The following is a 17,176-nucleotide window of genomic DNA, read 5'->3' on the forward strand; positions in this document are numbered from 1 at the left end:
GGGTTTTGGCGTGGGGCCGAGCAAAGCTTGTGCCCGGAGGGGGTTTGGCGTACATCCTTTACGTCGCCCAAGGCGGCACAGCCAGGGAGCTTCCCCATGACCGACACCCCCGCCATGGACATTGATCCGGCACTTGCGGCCGCCGCCCGGGAAAAGACCGCCGCCCGATTCATCGGCACGGATCTGGCCCATCCGGCCGTGGCCGCGCTTTTCGAACTGAGCGTCATGCGCCTGGCCCGCGAGGCGGTTGCCGATCCCGGGCGCGTCAAGCCCACGCCGCCGCCCCCCCCGGGGCCGCTCCAGATGGGGGCGGCCGAATTCGGGCCGTCGCGGCGACTGGTGGACGATATCGTGCCGCCGCCCCTGCCCCGGGCCTTTCTGGCCCTCCAGGAGGTGCTCGGCAACCCGCGCTCCTCCCTGCGCGACATCGCCGCCGTGGTGTCCCACGATCCGGGCCTGTCGGCCCTTTTGCTCAAGCTGGCCAACAGCGCCTTTTACGGCTTTTCCGGGCGGGTGGACACCATCGAACGGGCTGTGGGGCTGCTGGGGGCCGCCGAGGTGCATGCCCTGGCCGCCGGGGCCGCCGTGAGCACCCTTTTTCGGGACAATCCCTATCCCGATCTCCTCGATATTCCGCTTTTTTGGAAGCACAGCGTGGCCTGCGCCATCGTGTCCCGCTTCCTGGCCGAACGGTGCGGCCAGAAGAATCCGGAACGCTTTTTCCTGGCCGGGCTGCTGCACGACATCGGCAAGGTGCTTTTGGCCGTGGCCGAGCCGGAAATGGTGGGCATGGCCCTGGAGCTGGCCCGTCGCGACAATCTGTCCGTCCTGCGGGCGGAAAAACACGTCTTCGCCTTCGACCACGCCGAGCTGGGAGGCCGGGTCATCGCCAAATGGCATTTCCCCGACGCCCTGGCCCTGATCGTGGCCGGGCACCATGATCCCCAGTTGTGCGGCCACGACCCCGAACCGGCCCTGGTGCATGTGGCCGACATGGTCGTCCTGGCCCTGGGGGTCGGGACGCGCCCGGACCCCCTCGTCCCGGCCCTGTGCCCCGAGGCCTTTGCCTCCCTGAACATCCATCCCCAGGATCTGTGCCTGGCCGCTGCGGAACTTGACGAACGCCTGCCGCCCCTGAGCATGGCCTTCCTGGAGACGGGGACGCGGTAAGTCCCGGGGGCGTCCCTTCGGGGCCGCCGTCCCCGCCATGTTCTCGACCCTTTTCCCTGGAATTGCGCATGAACCGATGTCTTGCCGTGTGTCTGCTTGTTTCGGCCCTGGCCCTGTGTCCGGCGTCCGGCGTCCGCCAGGCCCTTGGCGCGGAGACCGCCCCGCACCCCAAAAGTTCGCCCGGCGTCCCGGCCCCGGCGGCGGAGCCCCCGGCCTCGTTCCACGGCATCGCCTGGGGAACCCCCCTGGCCGACATCACGGGCATGACCGTGGTCGAAAAAAACGGCCCGGCCGCCTATGCCAAGGTCACGGGCCTGCCGCCCCGCATCGCCGAGGTGGAGGTGACCGAGGTGGTCTACGCCTTTTGCAATGATCTTTTTTCCGGGGCCATGGCCACCTTTCAGGGCAGGGATCGCCTGGAGGCCCTCCGGGCCGTGGTCGCCAAACGCTACGGCCAGCCCGTGACCCCCGGGGGAACAGCGGAAAACGTGGGCTGGCCCCTTGGGGATGTGATGATCATGCTGGAATATGACGCCCCCATCGGCGTCGGGGTGCTCAGCTATCTCCATGCCCCGACCTTTCTCCCCTGCAAAGGCGTGGGGGAGCAGACACCCGCCGAGACCATCCCCCAGACGGCGGCCCCTGCGACGCCGCCCAAAGCGCCATGAAACACCGCCTGTACCTCGCCATCCCCGTCCTGTTTGCGGTCTGCCTCCTGGTCCGGCCCCTCCCCGGCCAGGGGGCGGCCGAACCCAAGGCCATGCCCTTCAACGACACCTCGATTTTTAATTATTTTAAAAATGTCGAGGAAAAAGAGGGAAGTTTTGATCGGATCATGAGCCAGGAGGAGTTCGTCAGCCGCCGCTGCGCCCTGTATGCCCAGGTCATGGGTGAGGCGGGCTACGACTTCGAGGCCACGGTCAAGGCCGCAGCCGTGTCCTCGGTCAGGATGGGGGACATGTCGCGCAATCCCCGGTTCAAGTTCCTGGCCGGGGTCTTTCAGATTCATCCAAAGGAATTTCTGGCCCGAAAGATCATTTCGGAAGAGACATATCAGGCGGTCATGGCGGTTTTCGAGGGAAAATGATCCCTGGCCCCGGTCTGCCCGGGGAGGACTCGGCGTGTCAGGCGGGGTTTCGCGGCGTCAATTGCGCTCGGGATGGCCGCTGGCCAGTCGGCATTCCCGTCCCGTCCCCACCAGGCAGGCCCGCAGGCAAAAGATGCCGTGCGGGGACAACCTGTCTTCGGTCCCGGCCAGCAGTTCGCAGACCGCCCGGTTGACGGCCTCGGCGAAATCCCATCCCAGCCGTACATAGCGGGCGGCCTTGCGTTCCACGATTTCCTTGAAAAGGGCCATGTCCATGGCGCGCTCCTGTGTGACTGCGGCGGCCTGTCCGGTCGGCCGGGATTTTGTGCCGGGGCTGCGGGCGCCGTGGGGCGGCGCGCGGCAGGACGCCCGGCAGACAACCCGATGCAAGGGAAATGCCGGAAAAAAAGGCCGCCGGGGGCGAAGGGCGCGGGCGGGGCGGGAGCGATCAGTCCGCGCCGTGTCCGGCCAGGCGCCGTTTTTTCTGGGCGTCCTGGATTTTGTAGAACAGATCGTCCATTTCGGCAGGCTTCATGAGATAGTCGAAGGCCCCCTGTTCCATGCCCCGGATGGCCGCGTCCACATTGGCATGGCCCGTGAGCATGATCACCTCCACGCTGGCGTGGCTCTTCTTGATTCTGGTCAGTGTCTCGATGCCGTCCATTCCGGGCATCTTCACGTCCAAAATCACCACATCCACGGGATGCTCGTCCAAAATCGCCAGGGCCTTTTCCCCCCGGTCGGCGGTATATACCGTGAGTCCCCGGCGGGTCAGCCGCTTGGCCAGCGTCTCCACGTAGGCGTCCTCGTCGTCCACCAAAAGCACCCTACACTCGCTCACAAAAAAACCTCCAGCCTTCATCTTTGCCGACACCACCACACTCCATATCCGGGCGGGTCCGGAAAGGCAACCGTGCCATTCTCCGGCGGATTCCTCCTTGCCCCGGGTGCGTGATTGGGGCACGATCCATCGCCAGAACCACCCACAAGGACACCCCCATGCACCATGACGACATCCTCACCCTGTGCGGCATCGCCCGCTTGGCCGGCCAGGAGATTTTGCGCGTGGCCGAGACCGCATTCGCCGTGGACACCAAAGCCGACGATTCCCCCGTCACCCAGGCCGATCGGGCCTCGGACGCCATCATCCGCCAGGCCCTGGGCGAACTGTATCCCGACATCCCCATCCTGTCCGAGGAATCGGGCCAGAGCGACTATGCCGTTCGCAAGGATTGGAAACGGTTCTGGCTGGTGGATCCCCTGGACGGCACCAAGGAGTTCATCAAGCGCAACGGCGAATTTACCGTCAATATCGCGCTGATGGAAAAAAACCGTCCGGTCTTCGGGATCATCCAGGTTCCGACGAAGGACGACATCTATTTTGGGGGGCCGTCACAGGGCGCGTTTCGCCTCTCGGGCACGGGCGCCCCCGTGCCCATCGCCGTGCGCCAACCGGCCCCAGGGGCGCCCGTGCTCGTGGGGGCCAGCCGCTCCCATCCCGATGCAAACCTCGACGCCTATCTGGCCGCGCTGCCGCCCCACGAACTGGTCACGGCGGGCAGCGCCTACAAATTCTGCCTGCTGGCCCAGGGAACCATCCATCTCTATCCCCGGTTCAACCCGACCATGGAGTGGGACACGGCCGCCGGGCAGGCCATTGTCGAGGGGGCCGGGGGCCGGTTCACCGCGCCGGACGGGTCGCCGTTTCCCTACAACAAGCCCTGCCTGCGAAACGGCCCCTTCGTGGCCACGGCCCTGGCTGGGTAACGGCCTCTTCGTGGCCATGGCGGCCATGCGGCGTCTGCGGTCTCAGTGCCCGGCTGTTGGGACGCCGCAGGCGGGGGCTGTGTCATGCGCCGCCCGCCTGCGGGGTACGCGGCAGGGGACGCGGGGCAGAGGTTCGCGCCGCCAGGCTGCCGTCCCGGGCGGTCGCCCGCCTACTTGCACAGCCACAGGCCGGCGCCTTCGAGCTTGCGCAGGAGCTTGAGGCTGGTCGTGCCCACGATATGCTCCATGAAGGCCTGGGGTTTGTCGCCCGTGCGGCCGATGGCCACGGCGGCGTAGTTCTCCGTGCGGGCCAGTTTGAGGATGGCCTGGGCGGGATCGTCGGAGACGATGGCCTTTTTACGGATGCGGCCCGGGTCGATGCCGTTTTCCGCCAGGATGCCCCGGGCCTTTTCGAACAGGGGGGCGGGGTCGGGAGCGCCGTCGCCGCGAATGTTGAGCAGGGTGATGTCGTGGGCGGGCTCCCCGGAGAGGATGAATCCGACATGGTCGGCCACGCGCAGGCATTGGGGCGAACCATCCAGGCAGACCAGGACGTCCTTGCGGTTTGGGTCCGGGTTGCGGCAGACCCAGATGGGAAAGCTCACGGATTCCCACAGGATCTTGTGGGAGACGCTGTCGGTGAACATCTCGTCGAACCAGGACAGGCCGCGCCGCCCGAGGACCGCGGCGTCATACAGCCCGGCCTCGCACTCCTTGATGATGTCCTTGACGATCCCCTGGTCGCCCCGGCAGGTCTTGGTGAAAACGTTGCCCTTGGGAAAACCCATGTCCAGCAGCCAATTCTTGGCCTTTTCCATGGCCGGCAGCGCGTCGCCCGGCTGGCAGCGGGGGGCTTCCCGGGTCGGGGCCGCATGATGCGGGGCGTGGGCGGCGGTTTTGGGGCTGACGTAGAACAGGGTCAGCTTGACGGCGTCGCGCCGGGAAAAAAAACCGTAGACATAGCGCAGGCTCAACGAGGAGGTGAAATCGTCGCCGATGGCGACCAGAAGGTGTTTCTCCATGTCTTTCCTCAAGGGTGTCGTTTTTTCCCGTGGGGGCAGGCCGCGGGACAGATCTTGGCGTTTGGCCGTGGGAAGTGTTGCCGTCTTGCCGCAGCCGCGTCAAGGGCGGCCGGGAGGCGTGCGGGAGGGGCGGCGCCTTGGCGCGGGAAAATGCGGGACGGGCATAAAGAACCCACCCCTTTCGTCCGATGAGATAGTCGGAATAGCCGTCAATCCCGACAACCCCTTTCACCGGACACCACAGCCATGGGAAAGATCTCGGTCATGCGGCCCCGTCCCGCCGACATCCATCCCCTCCTCGTGCTGCACGCCTCGCACCGGGTGGACAGCCTGATGTTATGCCTGAAGTGTCTGGAGCGGTTCACCGACTTTGCCCGGTTCAAGCGCATCTACGTGTTGCACGACGCCGCCGCGGAAGAACACCGGGTGGTCCTGTCCCGCTTTGCGGCCAGAACCGGAAACGTGGTTGTCCGGGAATGCCCGGCGGGTGGCCCGGTCCCGGGCTGCAACGCCGTCCTGAACGAGATTTTCGCCGAGCATCGCCGGGATGTCGTGGTCCGGGTCGATGCCGACGTGTTCGTCACCCCCCGCTGGCTGGACCATCTGGTGGAAGGCTATCGCCAACACGCCCACCTGGACGACGTGGTGCTTGTTAGTCCGCTGATCCCGGTCAGCGCGGCGGGCCGCCGGGTGCTCGGACGGTTTCTCAGGGTGGCCTATCCATCCGAACGGCACATGTACGCCGGGCCCCCCGTGGAGCAGGACTGGGTCTATCATCGCTGGATGTGGGAAAAGGTCGTGCGCGAAGGCCTGGCCGCCGCCTGGCTGGACGAGTCCGGCCCTCCCTACCACTATCTGGACGAGGTGGCCCCGCACTGCGCCATCTACGACCGAAGGCTCATCGAGCGCGTCTATCCGCTGCCCGTGGCCCCGGTCCAAGGCCTGCCGGTGACGGATGTCGAGACCATGGTCCGGGCCATGCAAAGCGGCAGTCTGCGCACGGCGGTCCTTTTGCGCAGCGTGGCGCACCACTACAGCTTTCCGGAGTGCGAGGACTACCTGCGCGGGCATGTCTCCCTGGAGGCGGTGTGGCGCTATACCGAGAGTCTGCGCGTCGATCCCGTGGCCCAGGACGCGCCGCGCCCGGCCATCCGGCGTCCGGCCCTGCGGCTTCTGGCCGCAGGCGGGCTTCACAGGGTGATGCGGGCGTAATATCCCCTTCCGCCACGCTCCACCACAAGGATGAGCGTGCGGTGCATGCTGTGGCGCAACACCGCCCGGGTCAGGTCGTCCATTCCGTTCACCCGTTCCCCCCCGATGCCTAACAGCCGGTCCCCCGGGACCAACCCGATCTTTCCGGCCGGGCTGGCCTTTGCCACCTGGGCCAGGACCAACCCCTTGCCGCCGCCGTCGCGCACGGTGATGCCCCAGCGCGCAGCCGCCAGGGCCTCGGCCGTCTGCCGCTCGAATGGAGCGGCCCGGACCCCCACGGTGCGGCGGGCGCCGTCGTGCAGGATCTCCAGCGACACCTCCTCCCCGGCCGTGACGGTGCGCAAAAGCCCCTGGAAATGTTCGGCATCCTCAACCTTGGCCCCGGACGCCGACAGCACCACGTCGCCGGGGACGATCCCGGCGGCCTGGGCCGTGCCCCCGGGGGCCACCTCCGTGACCAACAGCCCGGCAGGCTCGGGCAGCCCGAAATAGCGGGCCGTCCGTTCATCCACGCCCTGGCCGAAAAGTCCCAGCCATACGGGCGACACCTTGCCGGTGTCCATGAGCTCGGTCACCACCCGCCGGGCCTTTTCCACCGGGATGGCGAAGCCGATGCCCTCGGCCCCGGCCCGGATGGCCATATTGATGCCGATGACCCGGCCTTCGATGTTCACCAGGGGGCCGCCGCTGTTGCCGGGATTGATGGCCGCGTCGGTCTGGATGAGGTCGGCGTAGGCCGCGCCGTCCTCGGCCCGGAGCGCCCGGCCCACGGCGGAGATGACGCCCGTGGTCACGGTGTGGCCGTAGCCGTAGGGGTTGCCGATGGCGATGGCCGGTTCCCCGATCAGGATGTCGCGGGAGTCGCCCATGACCGCCTGGGGCAGTTTCGTCCCGCCGCGCAGTTTGAGGACCGCCACGTCGAAATCGGCGTCGGAGCCCAGCAGGTCGGCTTCGAAGGAGCGGCCGTCCTGAAGCACGGCGGTGATGGTCTCGGCCCCGGCGATGACATGGTTGTTGGTCAGAACCAGGCCCTTGGCCCCGTCGATGATGACCCCGGAGCCCAGGCTCTGTTCCGTGTGCTTCCTGCCGGGGTTGCCCGGAAATTCGAAACCCGGGCCCATGAAATGGCGAAAGAGGTCGTCGGGGAAAAAATCGCCGCCGAAGGGTTCGGCCCGGCGCTGCACCACCTTGGCCGTGGTGATGCTGACCACGGCCGGGGCCACGGCCCGCACGGCCTGGACAGTTGGGGTCAGGCGGGCCGGGGAGACGGACGCCGGGGCGGCCTGGGCCATGGCCGCAGGGGGCGCGGCCGCCAGGCAGGCAAGGATCGCAGCGAGGAGGAAGGTCTTTTTCATGATGGGATAATGGCCCCGGAGGCGGGGCGGGTCGTGGCGGCGGTCGCAAAAACGCCCATGCGGCGTCCCGCGCCCGGCGCGCCGGTCGGAAACGACGCCGTAAGAATAACCACCGGGGAGGCGGTGACAAGCCCGGAAACGGCGGGACGCCTCCGGTCGGGACAGGCTGCGGCCAGGCCCCGGTTCGGGCGGCGCAGGCTGTGGGGTCAGGAGATGGGGATGCGCCGCCGGATTTTCTCCGGCCCTTTTTTGGGCACGGTGATCTCCAGGATGCCGTCGGCCAGGATCGCCGTCACCGCGTCCCGGACGATGCCCGGCGGCAGGGCGAAGCGTCTGGCGAAGGGGCCGTGGGAGCGTTCCAGCATGCGGAACAGGCCGCTTGCGCCGTCGCGGGCCACGCGGCGAACGCCGCGAATCCACAGGGAGCGGCCGCGCAGCTCCACGGCCATGTCCTCCCGGGCCACGCCCGGGGCCTCGACGATGATCAGGAAGGCCTCCGGGGTCTCCATCACGTCGGCCGTCGGCGACCAGAGAAAACCGGATTCGACGCCGGGCTCGCGGCCCGGGAGCCCGGCCGTGCGGCGGGCGCGTTCCTCGGCCTGATCCCGCTTTGCCGCCATGTCTTCAAGCCCCACCCAGGGGGTCCAATTGAGCTTGCCCATAGGTATCGCCGTTTCTTCCGGAGAGCCGGAGTGTCGCAGGTTACGCGTCGCGGGCGTCTTTGGCCGAACGCTTTCCGGCCTTCCAGGCCTCGTCCGGGACGGCCTCTTCGAGGAGCATGATCGGGATGTCCTCGCGCACGGGATAGACCATGGCGCAGGCCGAACAGGCCAGGCCTTCGATGATGTCCGGGGCGGCCAAGCAGGGGGTGAGGTCGCCCTTGCATTTGGGACAGGCCAGGATGCGCAGAAGTTCCGGGGAAAGGGCCACGCGACGCTCCTTCGGTGAGGTTTTTTCCGTCCTATAGTCGTTTCCCGCCCGGGGGACAAGGGAGGGGGAGAGGGCATCAAGGAGGCGTTGCTTTAAATGAGGAATATGGCCGGAATGCCGATGGTTGGTGAAGATCAGCGGGTAAACATCTGTATAGATATCAAGGCATAGTAATCTATTAATTTATATTAAAATTTGTTATTGACATAACAAGTCTCGTGTGTTGCTATGAAACCGTTGGATTATATATAAAAGTATATAGCTGGTAACAGTCGAGGGTTGCTCTACTTGCATCACATCCCAAGTCAAGGGACAAGTGTGTTGGCGTAAAGCACAAAGGAGAAATCTATGGAATTATCGAATAGTCAAGTTCTCAGGGCGGTTGTTGCGCTGTTTAAAAAAAGAAATAAATCCCAGGTGACGGATGAGTCGGTCAATATTAAGTTGTTTTGTACCGATGTGAAATACAACAGTATATCGGAAGAAGTTTTGTCAAATATTCTTGAAAATAACATCTGCCCATTTCATTTCGACCCTAATCATGAACTTAAGGATTGCGATGATCATGCTTTGTACACAAAACTAATTTCATCAGCATGGGCTAGAAAAAAAGATTATGAACATGGACCAGCAGTAGGCATTATGATTGATACGAAACATGCCATGAATATATGTGTTGACTTCAAAGATGGTGAAGCAAAAGCTTTTGTCGTTGATACAACAAAAAAACCTACGTTATTTTTAGGAAAAATTGATCTGATAGAGTCTCAGATAATAAATGAATATCCAATAAGGCTTGTTTTGTTCTGAGGATAGTGTAATATGAATATGAATAATGTTAGAGTGCTAGTCATGTTGTCGTTTGTCGTTGTTGGTTTGATTGGATGTTCGTCAAAAATAAGAGTAATGCCTTATGGTGAGACGAAAACAGGCATTGCTTTTAATCTGCCAAAAACACAGTTTCAGCTGAAGATTATATATACAAAAAGAACTTCAGAAAATTGCAAAGACAAAAATTCAATCAAGGTTGAGAAGCCACTGGAACTTACACCTCTTGTCGTTCCTGATCCACAGCATGCGTATGTTATCGATACATCGAAATTGGAAGCATCTTTTGTGGAGACTAAAAATTTTACTTTGAAATTAAACGAGGTTGGATGCATCACAAGCATAAATGCTGAAATGAATGATAGGACCTCTGATGTTATCGCCTCAGCTGTAAAAATACCCATCAACGTAGCAAAAATTATTGCCGCTGCTGGGCACAAAGATCAAGATGCACAATGTATTGTTACAGTTGAAGAGATTGAAGTTGTAAGAATTATCGATCTTGAAGAACTTGAATTCAATAAGGACGATTCTGTATACCATGCTACGTATTCAGACATAAAGAAAGCGACATCTTTGTTTAATGGGATTGAGCCAGATGATGAAGTTAAACTTGAGTTTTATGCTTCTGAAAGTTTTTCACGTACAGAAAATGATTCCAAAGATACAATTCCTTGGAAGTACAAAAACAATATGAGTTATATTGATGGATTGCCGTATAGGCTTCCTGCCCATGTCCGCGTTATTGCAAAAGTTTCGGGGCATGACACGAAACAAATGTCCTTTATGATCGCTCAATCTTCAAATGTTTGTTTTTTGCCTTTTTCCTCTAAAATGTTTACTGAAAGAAAAATGGCAGCAAAATTTTCTCCTAGTACTGGTGGATTAACAGAGTATGAATTTTCAACGTCAAGTTCAGCTCAAAAGTTAGCTTCTACACTGGAAAGTGCAACTGGAAGTTTGGTGACGGGCGTGGATGAACTCCGACAGGCTAAAGCCAAAGCAATGATTGCTGACGTCAAAAATGAAAATGATCTGCTGGCGGCAGAGAAGGATTTACTACAGAGCAGACTTGATCTGTATAAAAAACAAGAGGAAATGAATAAGTACCTTTTGCAGCAGTTGAATAACTAATTTGATTAACTAGGATTTCTTTCTGACGGTTATGGTATTCATAAAGCCCACAAGGCTCCGCCGCCGCTCGTTGTGCTGGCGGAGCCTTGTGTTTCAGCCATTTCCATAGCCACATCGCATGCGTGTTTTCTGCGGGGGCGACCGGGTTTCATCCCGCAGCCGCCAACTCCTTGCCGGGCGTTCCCTGCCCTATGGCCCTGTGCGACCCAGCCCCTACCGCTTCACAAACCCCCGGCCACGGGCTAGCATCCCCCGATGCCCGGCATTGATCTGCACACCCACACCACGGCCTCGGACGGCACGACGACCCCGCGCGAACTCATACGCCTGGCCGCCGAGGCCGGGCTCTCCGCCGTGGCCATCACCGACCACGACACCGTGGCCGGACTGCCCGAGGCCATGGCCGCCGGGCGCGAGTTCGGGGTCACGGTCATCGGCGGGGTGGAGCTTTCGGTCTTCGACGGGCGGCGCGCCCTGCATCTGGTGGGGCTTTTCGTGCCGGAGTCGCCGGGCGAACTGGGCGGCGTGCTGGCCCGGGCCCGCGAGAAGCGTCACGACCGCAACCGGCTGATTCTGGAGAAGCTTGCCGCCCTGGGCATCCCTCTGGACTACGACGAGGTGCTGGCCCTGGCCGACGGAGCCGTGGGACGGCCGCACATCGCCGCCGCGCTCCAGAATTCCGGCCATGTCAAGACCATAAAGGACGCCTTCGAACGCTATCTCGGGGCTGGCGGCCGGGCCTACGTGCCCAAGACCAAGATGCCCCTGGCCAGGGCCGTGTCCCTGCTTATGGCCGAGGGCGCGCTCCCGGTCCTGGCCCATCCGTATCTGCTGCATGAAAAGGGCCGGTCCATGGAACGGCTTGTGGCCGGATACCGGGAGCAGGGCGTAGCGGCCATCGAGGCCTACTACAGCGAGCACAGCGAGTCCCAAACCCGGGAATATCTGGCCCTGGCCGCGAAATTGGACATGGGCGTCTCCGGCGGCTCGGATTTCCATGGCGCGGCCAAGCCCGGGGTGGCCCTGGGCCGGGGCCGGGGGCGGCTTTTTGTGCCGGAGGGCGTGCTTTCGGCGCTTGCCGCCCGGCGCGAAAGCCTGTTGCCGCGGCCCTGACGTGGCCTGCGCCTTCTGCCCTCCCGCACCCTCGCCAAAACGCCCTGCCGCTTAGGCGGCCGGGGCAGGCCTGCCGCGAAGTCCTCGAAGACGGCGAATCGGAAAAATCCGGCAAACCGGAGGGGGCTTTTTCTGTGGTGTGGCGGGTGCGTTCCGGATGCCGCCGCAGAGCTTGGGGCGGCCGGGGCGGGACGCCCTATGTACGCAGGGTCGCGACCAGTCGGGCGGGGTGGGTGAACACGTCCAGGGCGTTGCGGATGTCGGTGAACACGGCGTCGGCGGCCAGCACCGCGTCCAGGCAGGCCCCTTCCGGGCCGATGACCGCCAGGCCCACGGCGCAGGCCCGCAGCATGAGCCGGTCGTTGCGGCCATTGCCGATGGAGGCCGTGGCCGAGAGCCCCAAGGACTGGACAAAGGCCAGCTTGGCCGCGTCCTCCGGGCCCGGGGACAGCACCGTGACCGAGGCCGGGAGTCCGGCCAGGGCCGCGCGCACCGTGCCGAAGGTGTCGGCCGTGATCACATGCACGGCCAGGCTGTCGGCCAGGGCCGCCAGGCGTTCGGCCACCCCGGGCAGGGGTGCGCCATCCAGGGCCAGGGTGCCGTTGTAATCCAGGACAAGATGGGCAAGGGACACGTCCCCCAGGCCCGGAATCGTCGTCGTCAACATCGTTTCTCCCTGTCAGGCCATGCTGCGGCCCGTGTTCCGTTGTCGCTTCGGCGTTGCGCTAGCGTCTGGCCAGCCCGTACTTGCGCAATTTGTACTGCAGGGTGCGGCGGCTGATGCCCAACAGGTCCGCCGTGCGTTCGCGGTGTCCGCCCGTGGCCCCCAGGGCCCGTTCGATGGCCGCCTTTTCCGCGCCTTCGAAATCCATGGGGCCGTTGTCGAGCACCACCGGGGGCGTCAGCGCGCGTCCCGGATCGGCCGCGCCAGGACCGCCGGGGAAATGCGGCGGCAACATCTCCGGCCCCAGGGTGTCCGACCGGCTTAAGATGAGCGCCCGCTCCAGCACGTTTTCCAATTCCCGCACGTTGCCCGGCCAGTCGTACATCGAAAGCCGTTCCAGAAAGGCCGGGGATACCCCGCGCACCACCTTGCGGTTTTTCTCCCCCAGCTTGCGCAACAGATGTCCCACCAAAAGCGGCAGATCGTCCAGGCGTTCGCGCAAGGGCGGCATGCGCATCTCCAGGACGTTTAGGCGATAATAGAGATCCTCGCGGAATCGGCCGCTTTTGGCCTCGGCCGCCAGATCCCGGTTGGTGGCGGTGATGATCCGGGTGTCCACCTGGATGGGCGACACCCCGCCCACGGGCTCCACAATACCGTCTTGAAGCACCCGCAACAGCTTGGCCTGGAGACCCGGCGGCATCTCGCCGATCTCGTCCAGAAAAAGCGTCCCCCCGTCGGCCAGGAGGAACCGGCCCGGCTTGTCGCGAAGCGCCCCGGTGAAGGCCCCCTTGACGTGCCCGAACAGTTCGCTCTCCAGAAGCTCGCCGGGCAGGGCCGCGCAGTTGACCCGGACCAGGGGCTTGGCCGCCCGGGGGCTGGCCTCGTGCAGGGCCTCGGCCGCCAGTTCCTTGCCGGTGCCCGAATCGCCAAGGATGAGCACCGTGGCCTCGCTCGGCCCCACCTGGGCGATCAGTTCCTTGAGCGTGCGCATGGCCGGGCTTTCGCCGATCAGCCGCGCCCCGCCCGATCCCATGCGTTGCCGCAGGGCCTTGTTTTCACGCAGAAGGCGGGAGTAATCCCGGGCCTTGTCCATGACCGCCGTGAGTTCGTCGTTGTCCGCAGGCTTGGTCAGATAGTCGAAGGCCCCGCGCTTCATGGCCGACACGGCCGAGCCCACGCTGCCATAGGCCGTCAGCAGCACCACCGGCACCGGTTCGCCCGAGGTGTCCAGGCGGGTGATGCACTCCAGGGCCTCCATGCCGTCCATGCCGGGCAGGCGCATGTCCAGGAGCACCACGTCGGGCTCCGACCCTGACTTGGCGCGGCGCAACCGTTCCAGGGCCAACTCGGCGCTGGCCGCTTCGTCCACCACCCATCCGGCGTCCGACAGGACCGCCCGGACCATGAGCCGATGGCCCGGTTCGTCGTCAACCACCAACACTCGTTTCTGCGCCGTTGCGTCAAGCATTCGTTTGCTCCAGGTTCTGCGCGCCGGGCTCTGCGTCATCCGGGAAGGTCAGTTCCACGCGCGTTCCCTGGCCGGGTGCGGAGGAAATGGACAGGGAACCGCCGTGATCGCGCATGATTTTATGGACAATGGCCAGGCCCAGGCCCGAGCCGTGTTTTTTGGTCGTGTGGAAGGGTTCGAGAACCTTTTGCAGGTCTTCCGGCTCGATGCCGCAGCCGTTGTCGGCGACGGTCAGGGTGACCCGGCCGGGCGCGGGGGCGGCGCTCTCCAGGGTGATGGTCCCGCCGGTTTCCGGCAGGGCGGCCAGACTGTTGAGGATGAGGTTGATCAGGGCCTGCTTGAGGGCGTCGAGGTCGGCAACGATGGTTGCGACGGAGAAGTCTGTGGAGATGGCGGCATGTTTATGCTCGATGTCGAATCGCAGGATCTGGGCCAGATCCCTGGCGAACGTCGGCAAATCCACGGGTTCGGGAGAAAGCTGGCGGGGCCTGGACAAAAAGAGCAGGTCGGCCACCACCCGGTTAAGCCTGTCGGCCTCATGGACCATGGTCAGGGCGTAGGTCTCTTCGGGTTCGCGGCCTTTGAGCTTGGAGGCGAAGAACTGGGCGAATCCGCGCAGGGAGCTTAAGGGATTTCGAATCTCATGGGCCACGCCTGCGGCCAGACGCCCGATGGCGGCCAGCTTCGTGGCCTCGGCCAGATCGCGCTCCAGGCGGCGGATGCGGGTGCGGTCGCGCAGCAGGATGAGCTTCTCCGGCGTGTTTTGCGGGCCGGTCTCCGGGGCAGGCCCCACGGGCACCCCCCGCAACTCGAGGCTCAGTCCTCCGTGTTCGAGAAGCCTCCAGGCGTCGTCGCTGGGGCCGGTGGACAGTGGCGGCTGCCCGGGTTGGGCCGACTCCACGATGTCGGCCCAGGCCGCGCCCATGATGTCGCCGCTGGCGCGGCCCGTCATCTGGGCGAGCAGTTCCTGAGCCGCCGGGTTGAAGGCCGTGATCCGGCCTGTGGCGTCGAGGGTGACCAGTCCGTCGGGCATGTGGTCCAGCAGCCGGGAATGGAAGGATTCCAGTTGGGTCAGGCGTCTGCCCTGTTCCCGGCGGCGGGTGGCGGCCACCACCAGGACCAGGGAAAAGGCGGCCACGGCCAGGACATATCCGGCCTGGAGGATGGCTGCCCGGCGCACGTCGAAATACGGCCCTTCGTAGTCTTCGAGATTGAGGCCGAGCAGGATGAAGGGCCTCGGGCGCGGGATGAAATGGCCCGGGAACGCAAAGAACGGGGGCGGCGGCATGGACGGCGCCTGGAAGGACGGCAGATTGGGCAGCGTCGGCTTGGCCGGAAAAAGCGAAGAGCCCGGCATGGGGGGCGGACCCGGAAAAGGCGGCATCCCCGGCGGGAAAGGAGGCGGCAGGGGGAAAAACGGGCCGCGCGCGTCGGGCTCCAGGTCCGGATGGGCCTGGGTGAAGTAGAGCAACAATTTCTGATCGGCATAGGCCTGGGTGACAAACCACTCCCCATCGGTCTCCAGGCGTTCCACGATGTCGGGGGGCAGGTCGAAGGCCGGGACTCCCTGGGGCGAAGAAAAAACGATGTTGCGTCCGGTCTCGTCGTACAGGGCCAGAAGCGCCACCTCATGGATGGAGGTCATCTCCTTGAAATAGTCTCCGACCAGGGCCCGGGCGGCCTCGGGGCTGTCCGGACGGGCGCGCATGATCGCCCTGGTCAGGCTGGTCTGGATGCCGCGCAGGGTGCCCTTGGCCGAGAGCCGGATGTGGTTGTCAATGAGCGCACGCTGACTCTCCAGGTTGCGCCAGGTGAGATACACCAGGCTGGCGCCCAAAAGAACCAGTGCCAGGGCCGCCGGGAGCAGGGGGCGGCTTTCCCGAGAGATGCCTATGTTCATGGAAAAGCGGTCCTGGCCGCGTGTTGGGTGTTCATGGGGTCAGGATGATGCGCATGACCTCGTCCGGGGTCACATTGTTTTCCAGGGCCAATTCCTGGAAGGTCATGTCGCCGAAGGCCGTGATGCCCTTGGCCCCCAGCCGGTCCACAGCCAGTGTCAGGGGCAGGTCGAACTCGCGGCAAAAGGTGGAGAGCATGGTCTTTTCCAGGTCCGGAGGGGGCACCACCAAGCCGCTTTGGGCGGGCGAGGCGGGCCGTTCCAGGCCGGGCTGCCAGGTTTCCTGGGGCAATATGCCGGTCTGGGCCGGAAACTGGTTCGCGGTCTGGGGGAAGGACTGCACAGGAACCTGACCCGGCGTCTGGATGGGAACCTGGCCAGGGGTCTGGGGCGCCGGTTGTCCCGGAGTCAGGGCCGGAACCTGGCCCGGGACGAGCGCGGGGGCCTGGGCCTGGGGCTGAAACGGCTTCTGGGTCTGGGCCGGAATAAAGGGTTGCGCCGTGGCCTGGGGTTGCGCTGCGGCCGGGGGAGGCGTCTGAACCGGGGCCTGGGCCGGAGCCTGGGCCTGGGCCGGAGTCTGGACCGGAGTCTGGACGGGTTTTTGGGCCTGGGTCTGGGCCGGACGCTTGATGGGGGTGTCCGAGCGCAGGGATTCGTAGACATCAATGGGCAACAGCCCGTTTTTATCCGCGATTTCCTTCAGCGTCATGGAGGCCGGGGCGTCGATGCCTCCGGCTTTGAGCTTGTCGGTCATGCGGGCCAGATCCAGGCCGTATTCCTCGCAGATATCCGACAGGCGGCGCTTGCCCAGGCCCGGGGGCGGATCCGAAGGCAGCACGACCGAGGTCAAAAGGCGCGGAGGCTGGATCTGGGCCGGGGCGCTGGTGGAGGGCACGGTGACCGTACGCGAGGCCTCCCAGGCATGCTTGAGGGCCTCGTAGACCCCGCCGGGGGCCAGGCCGTTGTCCTTGGCGATGTCTTTGAGCGTCTGTTCCGTCGAGGCCAGGCGGATGTTTTTTTGGGCCAGGGCGGCCTTGGCCCGCTCCAGGTCGATGCCGAAGCGACGGCAGAATTCGTCCAGCGGGGTCAGCTCGGCGTGGCCGTAAGGGGGTTCGCCGTAGGTCTCGGACAGGCTGTCCTTGATGGCGGTGGACGTGTCGAGGATCTGGGCCATGGGCGGCAGCCCCAGAAGGGTTCCGACAAAGACGAAAAGCGTCAGGGCGACGGAGGCTAGAAGCGGCCGGTTCAGGGCCTCGAACTCCCCGTCCTCGCTGCGCAGGCTCTCCAGGATGGAGCGCCAGTCGAGGAGAAGGTGCAACGCCCCCAGGAGCAGGAGGAAAAAGCCCATGGTCACATGCACATCGATCAGGCGGTCCCGGGTGAGTCCGAAAATGGTCCAGTCGGCCCAGGCGGCCACCCGTGCATAGGGGGAAAGATACAGGAACACGCTGGTCAAAAAGATGCAGAAGAAGGTCAGGACCAGGGTCAGGTTCACGATTTTTCGAAACATGGGGTTCTCCGGATGA

At 63.9% G+C, this 17,176-nt stretch carries 18 protein-coding genes; 8 read left to right on the plus strand and 10 right to left on the minus strand.

The genetic code is table 11. The features are described from left to right. Window positions 1-96 precede the first annotated feature (96 nt). The 3 genes from GD606_RS17415 (at window position 97) to GD606_RS17425 (ending at window position 2,257) form a co-directional block, all read left to right on the plus strand. A complete protein-coding gene (locus GD606_RS17415) occupies window positions 97-1,170 on the plus strand; it encodes an HDOD domain-containing protein (RefSeq protein ID WP_163301910.1) in 1,074 nt (357 codons plus the stop codon). A 68-nt stretch (window positions 1,171-1,238) separates the two neighbouring features. Next, entirely contained in the window at window positions 1,239-1,838 is a 600-nt protein-coding gene (locus tag GD606_RS17420) for a hypothetical protein (RefSeq protein WP_163301909.1), read from the plus strand. Continuing rightward, window positions 1,835-2,257, plus strand: a complete 423-nt coding sequence (locus tag GD606_RS17425; protein ID WP_163301908.1) for a hypothetical protein — start codon at window positions 1,835-1,837, stop codon at window positions 2,255-2,257. The genes GD606_RS17420 and GD606_RS17425 overlap by 4 nt, the downstream gene beginning before the upstream one ends. Window positions 2,258-2,314: 57 nt before the next feature. Here the strand turns inward: GD606_RS17425 and GD606_RS17430 are convergent, their stop codons facing one another. Next, on the minus strand, window positions 2,315-2,533 hold the full coding sequence (locus GD606_RS17430; RefSeq protein ID WP_163301907.1) for a hypothetical protein: 219 nt from the start codon (window positions 2,531-2,533) through the stop codon (window positions 2,315-2,317). Window positions 2,534-2,705: 172 nt separating this feature from the next. Further along, window positions 2,706-3,098, minus strand: a complete 393-nt coding sequence (locus GD606_RS17435; protein ID WP_163301906.1) for a response regulator — start codon at window positions 3,096-3,098, stop codon at window positions 2,706-2,708. 158 nt (window positions 3,099-3,256) lie between these two features. On the opposite strand from GD606_RS17435, the gene cysQ reads away from it, so the two are divergent. After that, the gene (gene cysQ / locus GD606_RS17440) at window positions 3,257-4,024 is read left to right on the plus strand and encodes a 3'(2'),5'-bisphosphate nucleotidase CysQ (protein ID WP_163301905.1); all 768 of its coding nucleotides are present in this window, start codon (window positions 3,257-3,259) and stop codon (window positions 4,022-4,024) included. Between the two features lie 170 nt (window positions 4,025-4,194). Here cysQ and GD606_RS17445 read toward each other — a convergent pair whose 3' ends face one another. Beyond that, complete coding sequence (locus tag GD606_RS17445) at window positions 4,195-5,046, minus strand: universal stress protein (protein WP_163301904.1); 852 nt, start codon at window positions 5,044-5,046, stop codon at window positions 4,195-4,197. Between the two features lie 246 nt (window positions 5,047-5,292). On the opposite strand from GD606_RS17445, the gene GD606_RS17450 reads away from it, so the two are divergent. Then, a complete protein-coding gene (locus GD606_RS17450; protein WP_163301903.1) occupies window positions 5,293-6,258 on the plus strand; it encodes a glycosyltransferase in 966 nt (321 codons plus the stop codon). On the opposite strand, the gene GD606_RS17455 is transcribed toward GD606_RS17450, so the two are convergent. The 3 genes from GD606_RS17455 to GD606_RS17465 form a co-directional block, all read right to left on the minus strand. Next, window positions 6,237-7,613, minus strand: a complete 1,377-nt coding sequence (locus GD606_RS17455; protein WP_163301902.1) for a trypsin-like peptidase domain-containing protein — start codon at window positions 7,611-7,613, stop codon at window positions 6,237-6,239. The genes GD606_RS17450 and GD606_RS17455 overlap by 22 nt on opposite strands. A 206-nt stretch (window positions 7,614-7,819) precedes the next feature. After that, a complete protein-coding gene (locus GD606_RS17460; protein ID WP_163301901.1) occupies window positions 7,820-8,275 on the minus strand; it encodes an Hsp20/alpha crystallin family protein in 456 nt (151 codons plus the stop codon). A 40-nt stretch (window positions 8,276-8,315) separates the two neighbouring features. Continuing rightward, window positions 8,316-8,543 (minus strand): Trm112 family protein, encoded by a 228-nt coding sequence (locus tag GD606_RS17465; protein WP_163301900.1) that lies wholly within the window; start codon window positions 8,541-8,543, stop codon window positions 8,316-8,318. Between the two features lie 348 nt (window positions 8,544-8,891). Here GD606_RS17465 and GD606_RS17470 point away from each other — a divergent pair, with 348 nt between their 5' ends. The 3 genes from GD606_RS17470 to GD606_RS17480 all read left to right on the plus strand — a co-directional run bounded on the left by GD606_RS17470 (window position 8,892) and on the right by GD606_RS17480 (window position 11,618). Beyond that, a complete protein-coding gene (locus GD606_RS17470; RefSeq protein WP_163301899.1) occupies window positions 8,892-9,353 on the plus strand; it encodes a hypothetical protein in 462 nt (153 codons plus the stop codon). Window positions 9,354-9,365: 12 nt separating this feature from the next. Beyond that, window positions 9,366-10,505 (plus strand): hypothetical protein, encoded by a 1,140-nt coding sequence (locus tag GD606_RS17475; RefSeq protein ID WP_163301898.1) that lies wholly within the window; start codon window positions 9,366-9,368, stop codon window positions 10,503-10,505. 255 nt (window positions 10,506-10,760) lie between these two features. Continuing rightward, on the plus strand, window positions 10,761-11,618 hold the full coding sequence (locus tag GD606_RS17480; RefSeq protein ID WP_163301897.1) for a PHP domain-containing protein: 858 nt from the start codon (window positions 10,761-10,763) through the stop codon (window positions 11,616-11,618). A 196-nt stretch (window positions 11,619-11,814) separates the two neighbouring features. Here the strand turns inward: GD606_RS17480 and GD606_RS17485 are convergent, their stop codons facing one another. The 4 genes from GD606_RS17485 to GD606_RS17500 are packed head-to-tail and all read right to left on the minus strand — an operon-like array spanning window position 11,815 to window position 17,160. Beyond that, window positions 11,815-12,285 (minus strand): HAD family hydrolase, encoded by a 471-nt coding sequence (locus GD606_RS17485; protein ID WP_163301896.1) that lies wholly within the window; start codon window positions 12,283-12,285, stop codon window positions 11,815-11,817. Window positions 12,286-12,343: 58 nt separating this feature from the next. Next, the gene (locus tag GD606_RS17490) at window positions 12,344-13,753 is read right to left on the minus strand and encodes a sigma-54-dependent transcriptional regulator (RefSeq protein ID WP_163301895.1); all 1,410 of its coding nucleotides are present in this window, start codon (window positions 13,751-13,753) and stop codon (window positions 12,344-12,346) included. Further along, window positions 13,746-15,653 carry a two-component system sensor histidine kinase NtrB gene (locus GD606_RS17495; RefSeq protein ID WP_163301894.1) on the minus strand — a complete coding sequence of 636 codons (1,908 nt, stop codon included), beginning with the start codon at window positions 15,651-15,653 and terminating at the stop codon, window positions 13,746-13,748. The genes GD606_RS17490 and GD606_RS17495 overlap by 8 nt, the downstream gene beginning before the upstream one ends. A gap of 31 nt (window positions 15,654-15,684) precedes the next feature. Beyond that, window positions 15,685-17,160, minus strand: coding sequence for a DUF4405 domain-containing protein (locus tag GD606_RS17500; RefSeq protein ID WP_163301893.1), 1,476 nt, complete (start codon window positions 17,158-17,160; stop codon window positions 15,685-15,687). Window positions 17,161-17,176 lie beyond the last annotated feature (16 nt).

Origin of the sequence: Desulfolutivibrio sulfodismutans DSM 3696, from assembly GCF_013376455.1 — a bacterium.
Classification (GTDB): domain Bacteria; phylum Desulfobacterota; class Desulfovibrionia; order Desulfovibrionales; family Desulfovibrionaceae; genus Desulfolutivibrio; species Desulfolutivibrio sulfodismutans.

Bases quoted from the DNA above. Each gene is read 5' to 3' on its own strand.
- GD606_RS17415 (WP_163301910.1), top strand. From the start codon at position 97: ATGACCGACACCCCCGCCATGGACATTGATCCGGCACTTGCGGCCGCC.
- GD606_RS17460 (WP_163301901.1), bottom strand. From the start codon at position 8,275: ATGGGCAAGCTCAATTGGACCCCCTGGGTGGGGCTTGAAGACATGGCG.
- GD606_RS17490 (WP_163301895.1), bottom strand. From the start codon at position 13,753: ATGCTTGACGCAACGGCGCAGAAACGAGTGTTGGTGGTTGACGACGAA.
- GD606_RS17485 (WP_163301896.1), bottom strand. From the start codon at position 12,285: ATGTTGACGACGACGATTCCGGGCCTGGGGGACGTGTCCCTTGCCCAT.
- GD606_RS17470 (WP_163301899.1), top strand. From the start codon at position 8,892: ATGGAATTATCGAATAGTCAAGTTCTCAGGGCGGTTGTTGCGCTGTTT.
- GD606_RS17425 (WP_163301908.1), top strand. From the start codon at position 1,835: ATGAAACACCGCCTGTACCTCGCCATCCCCGTCCTGTTTGCGGTCTGC.
- GD606_RS17430 (WP_163301907.1), bottom strand. From the start codon at position 2,533: ATGGACATGGCCCTTTTCAAGGAAATCGTGGAACGCAAGGCCGCCCGC.
- GD606_RS17495 (WP_163301894.1), bottom strand. From the start codon at position 15,653: ATGAACATAGGCATCTCTCGGGAAAGCCGCCCCCTGCTCCCGGCGGCC.
- GD606_RS17500 (WP_163301893.1), bottom strand. From the start codon at position 17,160: ATGTTTCGAAAAATCGTGAACCTGACCCTGGTCCTGACCTTCTTCTGC.
- GD606_RS17420 (WP_163301909.1), top strand. From the start codon at position 1,239: ATGAACCGATGTCTTGCCGTGTGTCTGCTTGTTTCGGCCCTGGCCCTG.
- cysQ (WP_163301905.1), top strand. From the start codon at position 3,257: ATGCACCATGACGACATCCTCACCCTGTGCGGCATCGCCCGCTTGGCC.
- GD606_RS17445 (WP_163301904.1), bottom strand. From the start codon at position 5,046: ATGGAGAAACACCTTCTGGTCGCCATCGGCGACGATTTCACCTCCTCG.
- GD606_RS17480 (WP_163301897.1), top strand. From the start codon at position 10,761: ATGCCCGGCATTGATCTGCACACCCACACCACGGCCTCGGACGGCACG.
- GD606_RS17450 (WP_163301903.1), top strand. From the start codon at position 5,293: ATGGGAAAGATCTCGGTCATGCGGCCCCGTCCCGCCGACATCCATCCC.
- GD606_RS17455 (WP_163301902.1), bottom strand. From the start codon at position 7,613: ATGAAAAAGACCTTCCTCCTCGCTGCGATCCTTGCCTGCCTGGCGGCC.
- GD606_RS17475 (WP_163301898.1), top strand. From the start codon at position 9,366: ATGAATATGAATAATGTTAGAGTGCTAGTCATGTTGTCGTTTGTCGTT.